Here is a 16,141-nt window from a genome sequence, read left to right on the forward strand (position 1 = left end):
CATTCTGCTTGAGTCCGCGCTCACTCTCGCGTCAGGAAGAGGCTGATCTCCTCGGTGGCCCCGGGCATGACGATGTGTCGCTCGAACTGGAACCCCAGCTTCTCCAGCACCTTGATGGAGGCGGCGTTGTCATTCGAGACGATGGCCGCGATGCGCTTCAGCCCGTAGTCCCGCCGCCCCTGCGACAGCACCGCCGACACCATCTCCAGGGCATAGCCCTGTCCCCAGAACGCGGGCATCAGCGCATAGCCGATGTCCACGTGCTCCAGCGAGTCGCGCTTGAGCAGTCCACTCATCCCCAGGGGCACGCCGTCCGACTTGCGCTCCACCAGATAGAGCCCGAAGCCGTGGCGCGCGTACTGCGCCTGAGGGACGTTGGTGATGTAGTCCTCGGCGCCCTCGAGCGTCCGCACACCCCGGTCCCCGATGAAGCGCAGCCACGACGGCTCGTTCAACAACCCAAGGATGAAGGGCGCATCCTCCCGCACGATCTTGCGCAGGACGAGCCGCTCCGTCTCCAGGACTTTCATGTGAAGGTCTCCCCGGAAAGCTCGCGGCTCCAATGAACGGAAGCGTCCAGGCAGTCGCGCCACGAGCCACCGCGGGGGATGTAACACGCGCCCTTCTCCCGCGCGGCGGTGAGTGGACACGTCATGCGACTGGCGCCGGGAGCCTCACTCCCAGCGCCAGATACTTCGACTAAGCGTCGGCCTCTTCGATTTCCAGCTCACTGCCCGCGCCGCTCAACAGCTCGAGCAGCTCGTCCACGCCGCCCTCGCTGTCCTGCAGGGACTTGAGCTTGCCGCCTCCGAGGAACTGCATGATGAACTGGTCCTTCATCTCGAACCGGCCCCCCTGGACCTCGCCCAGGACGGTCAGCGTGTGCGGCTCGCCGTGGCCCACCAGGCGGTCGGCGACCTCGCAGTTGCCCAGCACCAGCACGCTCGAGTGAAGCTCGGCCGACTTCACCACCAGGTCTCCCAGGACGAGCAGCCCACCGGGCCCCTTCACCTCCAGGGTCTCCACCTCGACATCACCCGTGACGACAACACTCTCGCGCGAGGAGATCGTCAACTGGGAGTCCTTCACCTTCTCGTGCAGCACGATGCCGTTGCGCATGAGGGAGGAGATGTCGACGGGCGCGGCCAGCAGGCCGTCGTCATCCAATGCGGTCAGTCTCTCATCCGCGGCCTCGAGTTCTTCCGCGTGCTTCTGGAGCTTCGTGGGGAGCTGAATCATGTCTGCCTTCGTCCATACACCGCGATGCAGGCCCCCGGAAGCGTCATCCACCAGGGGCCGGACCGAGGCGCAATCACCCCAGCTAGGGGCGGAGCTTCAGGTGCAGCACGTCCGCGCGGCGCGACGTGGGCGTGTACCAGGTGCCATCCAGCTCGAAGGGGTTCGCCAGGTCGCCCGCCGCGATGATGCCGCCCTCCACGGGGGCCAGGTGAAGGCCCGAGTGGAGCGGCTCCAGCACGCGGACCCAGCGCGTCTCCAGGGAGGACTCGAAGGACGCGAGGGTCGGTCGGTTCGGTGCCTGCCCCTCGGGCAACCCCACGGGCCCCAGGCCCAGGAGGTCCGCCCAGCCCGCCTGCGACGTCACGATGCGCCCGGTCTCATCCACCGCCAGGCCCTGGAAGGACAGGCTCACCGAGGCGTCCGACTGGAAGTGCCGCAGCCCCTCCTCCGTGCCCAGGGGCCCCAGCCGTCCCAGCACCGCATCCCGAGGCCCATCCCCCGCGTCGTTCGGCTCCCGGCTCGAGTACGTGTGTCCCGCGAAGGTGAGGTTTCCGTCAAAGGCCCCCACGAACACCACGCCACCGTCCGGCAGCGTCCGCACCCCATGGAGGTCCCCATGGCTCACGGGGAAGACGCGAGACCACAGCAGGTTGCCGCTCACGCCCCACCTGGCGGCGAACAGCCCATTCATGAACGTGGGCCCCACGCCGAAATCCGTGTCGCGTCCGACCCAGCCCCCCACCGAGATGTTCTCCTCCGAATCCACCGCGACGGACGACGCCTTCGTCCCCCGCGCCGTGGACGCCACCAGCAGCCGAGACCACCGCAGGCGCCCATCCGAATCGAGCTTCAGGAGGAAGGAGTTGGGAGACTGTCCCTCCGTCGGGAAGCTCTTGCCGGAGTACACGACCCCCGCGCCGAAGTTCGTGTAGCCCCAGAAGGTGCCCACCAGCACCGCGCTGCCATGGGCATCCGTCGCGAGGTCGAGCACCTCCATGGGGTTCTCATAGAAGACGTTGGGGGTCTCGAACCAGGCGATGTACCCCTGAGTCCACTCCACCTTGCCTGACGTGCCCAGCCGCGCCACGAACATCCCGCGCCCCCAGGGCAGCGGGCCCTTCCCCAGGTTCGGCGCCCCGAAGTACTCGCCCGCGGCGAGCACCTGGCCGTCGCTCGTCACCGCCACCTTCCGGAACTCCACACCCGCCTGGGCGAACTCACGCGACCACACGGAGGCCCCGTCCGCGCCGTGGAGCGTGACGACATCCACCTGCTCGAACGACGAAGGAGCGGCCTGCAGCGGCTCCACCGCGCTCAGGGAGACGTAGCCCCCCTCCCGCCCGGACGCGACATGGCGCGTGCGCTCCGCCGGAAGACCTCCGGACTGGGTCACCCAGGCGACCGTGCCCGAAGGGCGTGGGCCGCCTCGGTAGGAACAGAACGACTCACTCTCCGAGAGCACGAGCAGCTGCGGCGCGACGGCGAGGATGCCGCGCTTCTGCGCCTCCAAGGATGCGAAGCGCAGGTCCTCCTGTGCATCCGGATGAAGCGCGAAGGCATGGCGTCCCGAGGTCGTCACGACGGACGTCACATCGAACTCCACCCACTGGTCCCGGCTCACCGCGCCCAGGTCCCCCAGGACGGTGGCGGAGATGGCCGGGCGGTGGTTCCAGTCCGTCGTCGCCCCCTCGAAGGACTGGGCCTTGAACAGCCGAGGGCCATTCCCCGAGGCGTCCAGGGCATACAGCCGCAGCAACACCCGACGCACCGGCCGGCTCCCCAGCTGTACGTCGAAATCCAGATAGCTCTCCGCCTGAGGCCAGCCATCCACCGAGAGCGACGCTGCTCGATGAAACACCGTCGTGGGCGACGACTGAACGACCGACGTGTCGTGAAGTGGAACGAAGGTCCGGGACAACAGCTCCTGGCGTGTCATGCACGCATCAGGGGGCTCGCTCCGGGACGCCCCCGTCCACACGAGGAGCTCCGGACGCTGCGTGCTCACCTCGCGCGAGTGGAACCCCACCTCGTCCGTCGAGTTGCCGTACAGGCCCAGCGACACCTCGCCATTGCCCCTCACGAGGTTCGTCACGTCGTAGTCGACGAAGCCAGACGGGGTGAGCACCGGCACCCGGTCCACGGCGCTCCCCACCCGCGCGGGACGGGAGTTCCAGGTGACACTCCCCTCGGTCCAGGCGCCTCGGGTCTCGAAGACGGAGGGCCCGTTGGCCGAGCCATCATTGCCGACCTTCAGCCGGAGGACCGCGCGCTGCACCGTCTCCGTCAGCCCCTGGAGGAAGAAGCGCAGGTGGACCTCGCGCTGAGGGGTGTTCCCCACCCGAAGGAGCACGGACGCACCTCCGGACGGAGTCCCCGGCGCATCCGCCGAGACAAACGCATCCGCGCTCGGCGCGAAGGCCACGGGGGCGCCCGAGACAGGAAGCGGCGGGATGGACGGAGGCGGGTGGTCCTGGGCGGACTCGATGGTGAGCACGAGCCGGGGGCGCAGCGTGGGGTCCTCGTGCTCGCTCGAGGCGAACATCACGCCGTCCGGGTCATCCGCCTTCAAGAAGACATCGACCGTGTTGCGCTGGAGGTTGATGGCCTCCGTGACATCCCATTCCACCCAGGTGCCACGAAGGACGGGCCCCACGTCGGCGACCACCCAGGAGCCCGACCACAGGGGCCGCGTGTTCCACGTCGTCAGCTCACTCCAATTCCAGACACCGGGCGGGTTGCGCACCGACGGTCCATCCATGGAGCTGTCCAGCGCATGGAGGCGCAGTCGCGCGGTCGTCAGCGTCCCCGCGAAGGGAGGAATCGCGAAGCGGAGGTACGCCTCGGCCTGGGGAGAGCCATCCACCTCCAGGGTCGTCAGGGCGCCGTAGCTCGTCGTGGGCGACCCCTCCATGACGTGGGTGTCCGCCACCGGGTACAGCGTCTCATTCCGGGTGATGAGCGCGTCGCCGCGTGAGCCTCTCTTTGTGGAAGTCGAGGCCCCCGTCTGAGAAGGCCCACACCCACTCGCGAGCCCCAGCAACACCCCCAGCCCCCACCCCACCACCCTCTTCGCTCCATGTCTCACGCCGCGCCCCCCTCGGTTCAACGAGGGAGGTCATCGAGCAACAGACGCGCCATGAAACAACAGAGGGGGTTGTCTCGGTACTTCAAGACAACTCGAGGGGGGCGCCGCGCGCTCAATACACGTTGTACTTGCGGCGCAGCGCCTCGTGCTCCTCCGCGTTGCGCGAAGGGTGCAGCTTCTTCTCGGCGTCGTGCAGGTAGTACCAGAACTCGCTCGACTTGGGCGCCATGGCGGCCTGGAGCGACTCCACGGTGGGCGCGCCGATGGGGCCCGGCGGCAGGCCCTTGCGGTGGCGCGTGTTGTACGGGTCCTCGGGGTCTCGCAGGCGCTTGAGGAACTCGCGGCGGTCATTCCACTGCGCCAGCGCGTAGCGCGACGTCGCGTCCACGCCCAGGGGGAACCCCTTGTCCACGCGCTTCCAGAGGATGCCCGCCACCAGCGGACGCTGGTCCGGCACCGGCTCCTCGCGCTCGAGCATCGACGCCATCACCACCACCTCGTGGAGGGAGCGGCCGCTCTTCTCAATGGCGTCGCGGTTGGGCTTGAAGAAGCGCTCCGCGAAGGCATCAATCTGACGCTGGATGAGGTCCTCGACGTCCAGCTTCCCCGGAATCACCCCGTAGGTCTCCGGGTAGAGGTAGCCCTCCAGGCTGCCTCCGGTGGGCAGCGGGAAGGGCGCGGTGTAGCGGCGGGTGTCGCTGGCCGCGGCGATGTACGCCCCGGCGGTGATGAAGCCCGCGGCGGTGAGCGCCGCGTCGGTGTCGCGCAGACGCCAGCCCTCCACCACGACGAAGGGCACATCGTCCGGAAGGGGATTGTCCTCCAGCGCCGAGGCCAGCTCCGCCACCGTCATGGACGGGCTCACCGGGTGGCGGCCCGCCTTGGGGGAGAACTTGCCTCGGCGGAAGAGGTGCCAGCGCCACACGCGCGCATCCCGGATGAGCCCCTGGGTGGCGAGCAACGCCCCCAAACCCCTGCCCGAGGAGCCCTTGGGGACGGTGAACTCCACCGTCGGCGCGCCGGGGGCGGCCACGGCTTGATTCGCCGCCTGCTCCACCCACCAGAAGGCGCCCGCTCCCACCACCGCCAACAGCACGAAGACCGCAGCCAGACCCACGAGAATCTTCTTCATCGCGGCGCACCGTAGCACCGACGCCCCCTCATGCCTCCTTCCGAGTCACCGGATGTCCGCTCCCGGGTGCCGCCTCTCCGGCCGGCCGGGCGGCGGGGGCGCCCTGCCCCACTCCGCGCCTCGGACAGCCTTTCGTCCACGCCCGTGGTCTCCCGACTCCGCGTGCACTGGCGGCCCCCGGCCCTCGTTCTCATCTTCGAGGCCGTCAGCCCTTTCCCCTCTGTCCCGCGAGGAACGCCCATGCCCAGCCCGCTCTCAAGCGATCAGCTCACCACCCGCGATGGCACCCGCATCTACTTCAAGGACTGGGGCCCTCGGGACGGTCAACCCGTCGTCTTCTCGCACGGCTGGCCTCTCACCGCCGACGCCTGGGAGGACCAGATGATGTTCCTGTCCGAACGGGGCTTCCGCACCATCGCCCATGACCGCCGCGGCAATGGCCGCTCCTCCCAGCCCTGGGACGGACATGACATGGACCACTTCGCGGATGACCTGGCGGAGCTGACCTCCGCGCTGGACCTGCGCAAGGCCGTCCACGTCGGGCACTCGACGGGAGGGGGCGAGGTGGCGCGCTACATCGGACGTCATGGCACCGGGCGCGTCGCGAAGGCGGTGCTCATCGGCGCCGTGCCGCCCATCATGCTCAAGACGGACTGGCACCCGAATGGACTGCCTCGCGAGGTCTTCGACGGCATCCGCGAAGGCGTGCGCAAGGACCGCGCCTCCTTCTTCAAGGAGCTGACGCTCGCGTTCTTCGGCTTCAACCGCCCCGGCGCGAAGGTCTCCGAGGGACTGCGCGAGAGCTTCGTCCTCCAGGGCTTGATGGGCTCGCTGAAGGCGGAATACGACACCGTGAAGGCCTTCTCGGAGACGGACTTCCGCGCGGACCTGGCGAAGTTCGACGTGCCCACCCTGGTCATGCACGGGGACGACGACCAGATTGTCCCCTTCGAGGGCGCCGGAAAGCTCACGGCCACCCTGGTGAAGGGCGCGAAGCTGAAGGTCTACCCGGGCTTCGGCCACGGGCTGTGCTCGGTCAACAAGGACGTCATCAACGAGGACCTGCTCGCCTTCATCCGAGGCTGAGCAGACACGTCCGAGTCAACCGCCGACGAGCTGCTGGAAGCGCCGCTGCAGCTCCTCGGGCGAGAGATGCTCGAGGCGTTTGGAGAGTGCCCAGCGGTGGCCGAAGGGGTCCCGCAGGTGCGCCACGCGGTCGCCGTAGAACTCATCCGTGATGGGCCGCTCGAGGATTGCGCCCGCGGCGATGGCGCGCTGGGCCAGGCCGTCCACGTCATCGACGGACAGGTTGAGCAGGCTCGTGGCCCCACCTCGGCTCTGGGGCCCCAGGATGTCCAGCTCCGGGTACTCGTCCGCGATGGCCAGCGTGACGCCCCCCAGTGACAGCTCCGCATGGCCCAGCCGCCCCGAGGGCTCCACGAGCCTGAACAGCTCCTGGGCGCCGAGGACTTCCGTGTAGAACTTCAACGCCGCCATCGCGTTCTTCATCACGAGCTGGATGCCCAGCCGAGGGCCCTGCCCGGACACCGCGGAAGTGTTCGTCATCGGATTCCCCTTGGAAGTGAGGCGGGACTCAGCGCGACGCGGACTTGATGACCGGCAGCTTGGGCGCCCGGCCGTAGAGCAACTGGTAGGTGTTGTACGAACGCAACACGCGCTTGATGTAGCCACGCGTCTCGGAGATGGGAATCTCCTCCACCCACGCGTCGAGCGGCAGGTCCGGCTTGTCCGCGCGCCAGCGATTCACGGCGCCGGGCCCCGCGTTGTAGCTGCCCACCGCGTAGGGCGTGTGGCCCCCGAAGCGCTTCAACAGGCCCCCGAGGTAGTGCGCCCCCATGCGGATGTTGAGGTCGGGCTGGAGCAACTGCTCCACCGTGAAGCGCTTGAGCTTCAGCTCTCGCGCCACGCTCTTCGCGGTGGAGGGCATCAGCTGGGTGAGCCCCAGCGCTCCGGCCCACGAGAGCGCCTTCGGGTCCAACGCGCTCTCCTCGCGCATCAGCGCCTGGAGCAGGTCGGCCTCCACGCCCGCCGTGGACGTGTGCTTCTCGATGAGCTCGCGGAACGCATTGGGATAGGCCACCTCCCACACCACCCGCGTCTCCTTCGTGATGCGGCCACTCAAGTCCTTGCGCAGCGCCAGCCGCGCCACCGCGTGAGCGGCACGCTCATCACCCGCCTCGTGCAGCACCAGCACCAACAAGCGGATGGCCTCCGCCGGCTGGTTCGCCCGGCTCACCGCGAGCAGCTCCGAGGACACGGCCTCCGGGAAGCCCAGACGCAACAGCTCGATGCCCGCGCGGAAGTGAGGGTCCTCCCCCATGGGCCCCGCGAACAGTGGCCACGGGCTCGCGGCCTCCGGCACCGCGAAGATGTCCGGGGTGATGCGCTCCAGCCGGGCCGGGTCCAACGTGGCGATTTGCGAGCGCGCCATCAGCCCGTAGTACGTCGCGGGGTGGTCCACGGCGATCTTCTCGAACAGGTCCGCCGCGCCCTGGATGTTGCCCTGGTCCTGGTACGTCCGCGCCCGCCAGTAGCGCGCGCGCTCCACGTCATAGCTCTCGTCCGACTGCGCGAAGCGCTGCTCGATGCGGTCCAGGAAGGACAGCCCCGCGTCCTCCACCTTGCTGGTGCGCGCAATCCAGTACGCCTTGAAGAGCGCCTCGCCCAGGAAGTCGCCCTGCGGATACAGTCGCGCCAGCTCGTCCAGCCGAGCCATCGCCTCCTGGGGGCGGTCTGTCTTCACATACAGGTCCGCCGCGTAGAACAGCGCGTCGTCCGCGAAGCTGTGGTCCGGGAACTCGCGAGCCAGCCGCTCGTACGTGTCCGTTCCGCGCGAGGAGTCGACGATCGAGCGCGACGAGCCCAGCACATACAGCGCCCGCGCCAGCAGGTCGCGGTCCGTGCACTTCGCCACCACCTGCGACAGGACCTCGATGGCGCGCGTGTGCTGGCGCTCCTTGCGCAGGCCCTTGCCGTAGGCGAAGTGCGCACGGCACGCGAGCGCCTCCGGGAGGACCAGCTTCGGCAGCAGCGGCTCCAGCTGCGTGAGGCCCTGCTTGTTGCGGTGCAGCTCCACCAGTTGCTCACCCCGAGCCACCTTCGCGTCGACGGGCGGCGTCTGCCCCTTGAGCCGCCGCTCGGCCTGCAGCGCCAACGGAGACAGGGGATGTGAGCCCCACAGCCGCCACAGCGCGGTGCGCTCGGCGGCGCGGTCCTTCTTCTCCGCGGCGATGTCGGCGATGGCCATCAGCGCCTCGGCGCCCACGTTGCGTCCCCAGCTGGGCGCGGCGCGCGAGGTGAGCGGCTCCAGCGCGGCCATCGCTCCCGCCGCGTCCTTCTTCTTGCGCAGCACCCGCGACAGCGCCAGCCGGGCATCCACGTACAGCCGCGACTCCGGAGGCACCTGCGCGAGCAGCACCGCGGACTCATCGAAGCGGCGCAGGCCCTCCAGCGCCACCCCCGCATGCGTGAGGCACCTGTCCCTCAGCGCGGGGTAGTCGGGCGCCAGCGCGGCCAGCTCCTTCGCGGCCGTCTCTTCATCGCCCGAGCGCAGCGCGGACAGGGCCCGCAGGTAGCGCACCGGGGGCGCGTCCCCTTCCGTCTTGAGCAGCTCACGGGCCCGGCTGAACTGGCCCTTGTCGAAGGCCACGCGGGCCTCCTTCTTCTTCCCCTCGCCGAAGTACGGCGACAGGTCCTCCAGCGCGTAGCGGCGGCCTCGGTGGACGACGGGCGCGGGGGGCGCGGCGTTGGGGAACGCGGGGTTGAGGACCTCCACGAAGCCCTCGGGCAGCGGGGCCTTCTCCGCGTCCGGCGGCGGCGACAGCTGCGCCTCCGGGGGCGCGTTCTCCGTGTGGGGCGTGGGGGCTTCGGAGGGCACCGCCTCCGAGGCGGGGACCTGGGGAGCGGGAGCCTGCGCGGACAGGAGGACCGAGGAAGCGACGACGGCGAGCTTGGAGAAGAAGAGCTTCATACGAAGGGCTGGGGACCCTGGGAGGTGGGCGCGGGCTCGCCCCATGACAACCGGGGGTGCATGGAAAATTTCCGGAGACGGACACAGGTTAGACTGTCCGCGCTCCCATGGACATCCGGACACAGAGTGCCCTGCTGGCATCCATCATCGGCCTCGCCCTGGGCGTGTCCATGTTGCTGCGGCCGGGCCGGCCCAAGGTCCTCACCCTGTACTCCGTCTTCGCCCTGACGGTGGCCGGGTACTACCTCTCGTTCTTCTTCCACAGCCTCTTCCCCCCCGACGCGTACCCCTGGGCGTACCGCATCTCCCTGGGCATCACCATCCTGGTCGCCTCGCTCGTGCCGGGCGCCGCCGTGGGGTTCTTCCTCGAGTTCTTGGATGTCAGCAAGGGAACACACCTGGCAGGTCGGCGGCTCGCCATCCTGTCGGTCTTCCTGGGCCTCACCGTGGCCGTCACCCCCTTGGCCGACAAGGTGTGGGCCCGAGTGGCCATGGGCGTCTGGGTGCTCGGCTCCCTGCTCGCCTCGGTGTCGTTGCTCCTCCACCGGGTTCGCAGCAACGAGTCCCGCATCGAGCAGCTGAGGTTGATGTACCTGGCCATTGGCGCGGGCGCGGGCATCTTCTTCTCGGCGCTCGACTTCCTGAGCAGCGTCATTCCGATTCCGACGCTCGGCCCGGTCTTCACCACGCTGTACCTGTTCTTCCTCGCGCAGACGCTGCTGCGACTGAGGCTGATGGACCTGCACGAGCTGCTGGGGAAGATTGCCTCGCAGACGGTGCTGGCCGTCATCCTCGCGGCCGTCTTCACGGTGTTGACGGCGTGGGTGGGTGAGGATGCGGGGCTGTTCGTCTTCAACACGGTGGTGGCGGCTTTCGTGGTCCTCATCCTGTTGGACCCGCTGCGCACCAAGGTCGACGAGATGGTGGTGCGCATCTTCTTCCGTGAGCGGTTCGCGTTGCTCGACGCGCTGGGGACGTTGCGCGCGCGCATGGCCAACGTGATTGAGATCTCGGAGCTGGCGACGCTGGTGCTCGACACGCTCCACGAGACGGGCCGCGTGACACACTCGTCGGTGTACCTGCTCGCCGAGGACCGGCCCGGTTACCGGCTGTTGGACTCGCGAGGCCCCCTGCCCGTTCCGTTCCTGGACACGGCGGCGGCGCGCGGGTTGTTGTTCGCGGTGGCCAGCGGACAGAAGGCGGTGCTGCTGGAGAACGTGGAGCGGCGCGGCGCGACGATGCGGCTCCAGTCGGTGGAAGGTCGGCGCTACCGGGACGAGCTCAAGCGGTTGAACGACACGCGCGCCGCGCTGGTGCAGATGCGGGCAGGCATCAGCGTGCCGCTGGTGGGCAATGACCGCGTCATCGGCTTCTTGAATCTGTGGGATGAGCGCGTGCCGGAGGCGTACGCGTCCGACGAGATTGCCCTCATCCTGGAGGTGGCGGAGAAGCTGACGACGGTCCTGGAGAACTCGAAGCTGTACGAGAAGATCCGGGAGAGAGATCGCCTCGCGGCGCTGGGTGAGATGGCGGCGGGTCTCGCGCACGAGATTCGCAATCCGCTGGGCGCCATCAAGGGCGCGGCGCAGTGCCTGGACCCTCGACAGCTTCCGGGCGAGGACGGCGAGTTCCTGGAGGTCATCGTCGAGGAGGTCAACCGCCTCAACGGCGTGGTGACGGCGTTCCTCGACTACGCGCGGCCCATGAAGCAGAGCTTCGGCCCCACGGACCTGAACGAAGTCGTCACGCGCACGATGCGGCTCATCCAGAACGACGTGCCGGGCAACGTGTCGCTGGCGGTGGAGCTGGACCTGCTGCTGCCTCGCGTGGACGGGGACGCGGAGCAGCTCAAGCAGGTGCTCATCAACCTGGTGCAGAACGCGGTGCAGGCGCTGGACACGCGCGAGGGCCGCATCACCGTGCGCACGGAGCGCCCCGAGCGCTTCGGCGAGTTCCGCAACGCGGGCGGCGAGGTCATGGAGGTGCGCGTCTCCGACAACGGGCCGGGCATTCCCTCCGACCAGCAGCCGCACATCTTCGTGCCCTTCTTCACGACGAAGCAGAAGGGCACCGGGCTGGGGCTCGCCATCTGCCAGCGCATCGTGAAGAACCACGGCGGCAGCATCTCCGTGCAGAGCAAGGCGGGCGAAGGGACCACCTTCATCATCCGCATGCCCACGCTCCCACCGGAGAAGCCCGAGGAAGGACTCGTCGCGGAGGGTGCCAGCACCACCGCTCCCACGGCGCGGCGCATCTCCCAGTCCTTCCCCATGCCGGACGAGCTGCGCGAGCCCCCCTCGCCTCCCGCCGACGAGCCGAAGCCCAAGCGCGAACGGCGACGCAAGGCGAGCTGACGACGGGGCTGGGTCTCACGAACACCCAGCCCCGCCTGTCTCTCTCAGGGGAGGCACACGTTCAGCATCAGCGTGGCGCTCTTCGCTTCGGTGTCGGTGAAGGCGAGGTCCGTGAGCCCATCTCCGTTCCAATCCGCGACCAGCGCGTCCTGGACCGCCGAGCCCCAGGAAGGCAGTCGCGCGGGACTGAAGGCACCACCGGACTGCTGGAGCCACAGCTTCGGGGCATAGGAGCTGTTCGAGAACACATCCCCGAGGAAGGACTCGTCGCGGAGGGTGCCAGCACCACCGCTCCCACGGCGCGGCGCATCTCCCAGTCCTTCCCCATGCCGGACGAGCTGCGCGAGCCCCCCTCGCCTCCCGCCGACGAGCCGAAGCCCAAGCGCGAACGGCGACGCAAGGCGAGCTGACGACGGGGCTGGGTCTCACGAACACCCAGCCCCGCCTGTCTCTCTCAGGGGAGGCACACGTTCAGCATCAGCGTGGCGCTCTTCGCTTCGGTGTCGGTGAAGGCGAGGTCCGTGAGCCCATCTCCGTTCCAATCCGCGACCAGCGCGTCCTGGACCGCCGAGCCCCAGGAAGGCAGTCGCGCGGGACTGAAGGCACCACCGGACTGCTGGAGCCACAGCTTCGGGGCATAGGAGCTGTTCGAGAACACATCCGTGCGGCCGTCGCTGTTGAAGTCCTCGGCGATGAGGCCCAGGCCCGCGCCATCTTGCGAGTCGAACCGGAGGGTGAGCACGGGCTGCCGGGCGGCGTCAAAGGTGAGGAAGCCCATCTCCCCGTTGTCCACCACGAGCCCGACGAGCCCCTGCCCGTCCAGGTCCGCGCGGCCCATGTTCCGCATGTACGGCGTTCCGGTGAACGTCGTCGTTCCGGCGAAGCCTCCCGCCCCGTTGCCCCAGAGGACATGGACCAGGCCTGGCGCGACGATGGGCTGACCACCACGCAAGAGGGCCAGGTCCATGTGGCCATCCCGGTCCAGGTCCGCGGCCACGAGTCCGGAGGTGCCGCGCTCGGAGGAGAGGGCATATCGAGGCTGGGCCGCGAACCGTCCGTTGCCCTGGTTGAGCCAGATGCCCAGGGAGTCCTTGTCGAACAACCAGGAGCTCAGCGTCACCAGGTCGAACCGGCCATCCTCGTTGAGGTCCACCTTGATGAGCTCGTAGACGGTGTTGTCCTCCGGGTAGCGCACGGCCAGGTCGAACTCGCCGCTCGGCAGCCGCTTGAAGACCACCAGTTGGTTGCTCGCCGTGCTGCTCTGCACGGTGGTGATGGCCGCGAGGTCCTCTTGGCCGTCTTCATCCAGGTCTCCCGCGACGAGGTCGCGCACGCCGCCCGTCACGGTGCTCCCCGTCGGAGGAACGTAGACCGGCGACAGCATCGCCCGGCCGCGCGAGGCACCGCCCGACAACGACAAATGGATGGCGTTCTTCGCGATGCTTCCCGCCGCGAGGTCCGCTGAGCCATCCCGGTTGAAGTCCCCCTGGGCCAGCCCTCCCGGAGCCCCTTCGAGTGGCAGACTCTCGGGCATCAGCGGACCACCCCAGAACACACGCATGTCCATGAAGTCGCCCGTGAGCACGACGTCCATCCGCCCATCTCCGTCGAAGTCTCCCGCGGCGGGTGTGTACGCCTCACCGCTGAAGCCATAGGTCAGCAGCGGCGCGAACGGAGGCGCGGTCGTGCTCCCGGGCAGGACATGCAGGTGCCTGTCGTAGTTGGTGGACCAGAGGAGGTCACTCACCGCGTCGCCGTCCAGGTCCACGGCGATGGGAATCGCGGTGGGGATGCCCCCCTCGTCCGGGAGGATGGTTTCTCCCAGCAAGGACAGTGTTCCGCTCGGCGTGTTGAAGACGCGGACCCTGTCGCGGCCGATGATGGCCACGTCATCTCGCGCGCCATCCTTGTCGAAGTCACCCACCACCGCTTCGCCGCCGCAGGTGGTGCACGGGACATAGCTGGGGGTCTTGAAGGTGCCGGTCCCCGTGCCGTTCGCCTGGACGATGCGGTTGTTGGCGCCATCGATGCGGGCGTAGTCCAGGAAGCCATCGCGATTGAAGTCCGCGACGATGGGGCAGTAGCCCGAGGACGACACAATCGTCGTCGGAGACGCGAACGACCCATTGCCCAGTCCTCGGTAGAGGACGATTTGATTCCCCGTCGTGTGCGCGAGCACGTCCGGCGTCCCGTCGGAGTTGAAGTCTCCGGACGCCATGCAGTTGAGGGTGGTGTTCAGGGCCGTGTTCGTGGTGATGGGCGCCAGGAACGTCCCGTCGCCATTGCCCGGATAGAGGACGAAACCGCCCTTGTGCGTGCTGTCGGCGAACAGGATGGCGGCCACGTCCAGCTTCCCGTCCTTGTTGAAGTCCGCCACCACGGGCGGCAAGTCGAGGAACGTCGCCTGCGCGGACGCGGAGAGCTCTCGCCGAGAGAAGGAGCGACGGCCCTCGTTGGCCATGACAGCGACGCGGTACGTCGCGCCCACGACGACATCCGGCTGCCCGTCCCCGGTGAAGTCACCCGCGCCCACGAAGTTGAGCGGCGAGCCATAGGAGTGCCCGGAGATGGGCGCGAACGATGGCGTCTCACAGGCCAGCGGCGTGACATGCCGATGGAAGACAGGTGCGGAAGGCCGCCCCCGTCCCGCCGAGTTCCGAGCCGTCACATGGAATCGCGCCTGTGTCCCGGAGGGCAGGCCCGTCACGGTGGCCACGAGGGTGTCACCCGCGACAGTCACGGGCACGCCGCCCGGAGACGCGGTGACGAGATACTCGGTGACGGGGTCGCCCTCTGGCGCGGTGGCCTGGTTCCAGCGCACGACGACTCCGTCCACCGTGGAGGTGACGCGGACATCGGTCGGTGCCTTGGGCTGCGGGCGCGTGAGGATGGGCGCCGACGAGACGGACGGCCCCTCTCCCACCGCGTTCACCGCGACCAGGGTGAACGTATAGGAGACATCGAGCGCGAGCCCGGTGATGGAGACCACCGTGGGCGTCGTGGGAAGTGACCGCTCCGCGCCGGCGGGCGACGACGTGAGCTTGTAGCCCGTGAGAGCGCTGCGTCCGTCCGAGACAGGCGGGAGCCAGTCCAGCTCGACACGGCCTTGAGAGAAGACACCGGTGAGGTTGACGGGAGCGGAGGGGATATCCGGGAGCGTCACCTCGGTGCTCGTCGTCGCGGGGCCCGTCCCCGTCGAGTTCTGCGCGGCCACGCTGAACGTATAGACGCCGCCATTGACCAGTCCGGAGAGAGTCGCGCTGGTCGCGGTGCCGCTCACGGTCTGCGTCATTCCTCCCGGCTGCGTGGTGATGACGTATCCGGAGAGAGTCCCGCCTCCTGTGCTCGCAGGGGGCGCCCAGTACACCGTCGCGGCGCGGAGGAGCGGCGCCGCACTCACTCGCACGGGCGCGCTCGGCAGTGCCGTGGGCACCAACGCGCTCAGCGTGGCCGCGGAGGAGCTGCCCACCGCGTTGATGGCCACCACGCTGACGCCGTAGGTCGCTCCATTCGTCAGCCCCGTGAGCGTGACGGTGGTCTCCGTCGTGGTGAGCGGCTGCCCACCGGGGCTCAGCGTCACGGAGTAGCCCTGGATGGGCTGTCCTCCATCCGAGGGGACTCGCCAGTTCAGCGTCACCTGCTGGTCTCCTGTCTTCCAGGATGACCACGAGGGCGCACCGGGCACGCTGGAGGTTCGCACCGACGAGGACACGCTCGAGACCTTGCGCGAGCCATCCGCGTACACCGCCGTGACGGTGAACGTGTAGCTCGTGCCGTTCGCCAGCCCGGTGACCTGCGCGGAGCGAGCCGTGGGCACCGCCGAGACCAGTACTCCTCCAGGAGAAGCCTTCACCTCGAAGGCGGTGAGCACACCCGTCGGCTGGGTCGGAGAGAGTCCCCAGGAGACCTCCGCGGACCGGATGCCCGGCACGGCCTTGACGTTGATGGGAGTCGACAACACCAACGCACCGCTCACCGCGCCGGCATCTCGCCCTCCCGCATCGGGCGGTCCCCCATCCCCGCTGCCCGCATCTTCGGAGGAGCCCGCGTCACCCGGGCCGCCATCCCCGCCGGGGTTCGCGAGAAAGGACTCACAGCCCTCCGAGGAGCACTCGCCAGAGCGGCACTGCGACTCGGAACAAGACGTCGCGTCGTTGGATTTCTCTCCACAGCCAGCCGTCGCCAGTGCCGTGAAGGCCACCAGGATGCACCAGACACTTCGCATATCGCCCTCGGTCCCCGTGCCCCTGGAGGTCGCTTCGTGCGCGACGTCGAGAGGTCCCTGAGTTCCCCCGTTCAACGACCGTGCTCACGAATTGTCGCGAGCAGGTTGGAACGGG

At 68.7% G+C, this 16,141-nt stretch carries 10 protein-coding genes; 2 read left to right on the top strand and 8 right to left on the bottom strand.

The features are described from left to right. Positions 1–20: 20 nt before the first annotated feature. The 4 genes from MYSTI_RS22740 to mltG form a co-directional block, all read right to left on the bottom strand. Positions 21–530: a GNAT family N-acetyltransferase gene (locus tag MYSTI_RS22740; protein ID WP_015350140.1), complete on the bottom strand. Its 510-nt coding sequence runs from the start codon at positions 528–530 to the stop codon at positions 21–23. Between the two features lie 169 nt (positions 531–699). Further along, complete coding sequence (locus MYSTI_RS22745; protein ID WP_015350141.1) at positions 700–1,239, bottom strand: hypothetical protein; 540 nt, start codon at positions 1,237–1,239, stop codon at positions 700–702. Positions 1,240–1,321: 82 nt separating this feature from the next. Further along, positions 1,322–4,324, bottom strand: a complete 3,003-nt coding sequence (locus MYSTI_RS22750) for a CBM96 family carbohydrate-binding protein (RefSeq protein WP_015350142.1) — start codon at positions 4,322–4,324, stop codon at positions 1,322–1,324. A gap of 112 nt (positions 4,325–4,436) precedes the next feature. After that, on the bottom strand, positions 4,437–5,456 hold the full coding sequence (gene mltG, locus MYSTI_RS22755) for an endolytic transglycosylase MltG (RefSeq protein WP_015350143.1): 1,020 nt from the start codon (positions 5,454–5,456) through the stop codon (positions 4,437–4,439). Between the two features lie 240 nt (positions 5,457–5,696). Between mltG and MYSTI_RS22760 the strand changes: the two genes are divergently transcribed. Further along, on the top strand, positions 5,697–6,542 hold the full coding sequence (locus tag MYSTI_RS22760) for an alpha/beta fold hydrolase (RefSeq protein WP_015350144.1): 846 nt from the start codon (positions 5,697–5,699) through the stop codon (positions 6,540–6,542). Positions 6,543–6,557: 15 nt separating this feature from the next. Here the strand turns inward: MYSTI_RS22760 and MYSTI_RS22765 are convergent, their stop codons facing one another. Continuing rightward, the gene (locus MYSTI_RS22765) at positions 6,558–7,022 is read right to left on the bottom strand and encodes a VOC family protein (protein ID WP_015350145.1); all 465 of its coding nucleotides are present in this window, start codon (positions 7,020–7,022) and stop codon (positions 6,558–6,560) included. A gap of 28 nt (positions 7,023–7,050) precedes the next feature. Continuing rightward, positions 7,051–9,447, bottom strand: coding sequence for a transglycosylase SLT domain-containing protein (locus tag MYSTI_RS22770; RefSeq protein ID WP_015350146.1), 2,397 nt, complete (start codon positions 9,445–9,447; stop codon positions 7,051–7,053). Between the two features lie 107 nt (positions 9,448–9,554). Here MYSTI_RS22770 and MYSTI_RS22775 point away from each other — a divergent pair, with 107 nt between their 5' ends. Next, entirely contained in the window at positions 9,555–11,801 is a 2,247-nt protein-coding gene (locus tag MYSTI_RS22775; protein WP_015350147.1) for an ATP-binding protein, read from the top strand. A gap of 44 nt (positions 11,802–11,845) precedes the next feature. Here MYSTI_RS22775 and MYSTI_RS22780 read toward each other — a convergent pair whose 3' ends face one another. Both MYSTI_RS22780 and MYSTI_RS22785 read right to left on the bottom strand, forming a co-directional pair. Further along, positions 11,846–12,049: an FG-GAP repeat domain-containing protein gene (locus tag MYSTI_RS22780; protein WP_044281168.1), complete on the bottom strand. Its 204-nt coding sequence runs from the start codon at positions 12,047–12,049 to the stop codon at positions 11,846–11,848. A gap of 206 nt (positions 12,050–12,255) precedes the next feature. Next, complete coding sequence (locus MYSTI_RS22785) at positions 12,256–16,026, bottom strand: FG-GAP-like repeat-containing protein (protein WP_015350148.1); 3,771 nt, start codon at positions 16,024–16,026, stop codon at positions 12,256–12,258. Positions 16,027–16,141 lie beyond the last annotated feature (115 nt).

The organism is Myxococcus stipitatus DSM 14675 (assembly GCF_000331735.1).
Taxonomy (GTDB): domain Bacteria; phylum Myxococcota; class Myxococcia; order Myxococcales; family Myxococcaceae; genus Myxococcus; species Myxococcus stipitatus.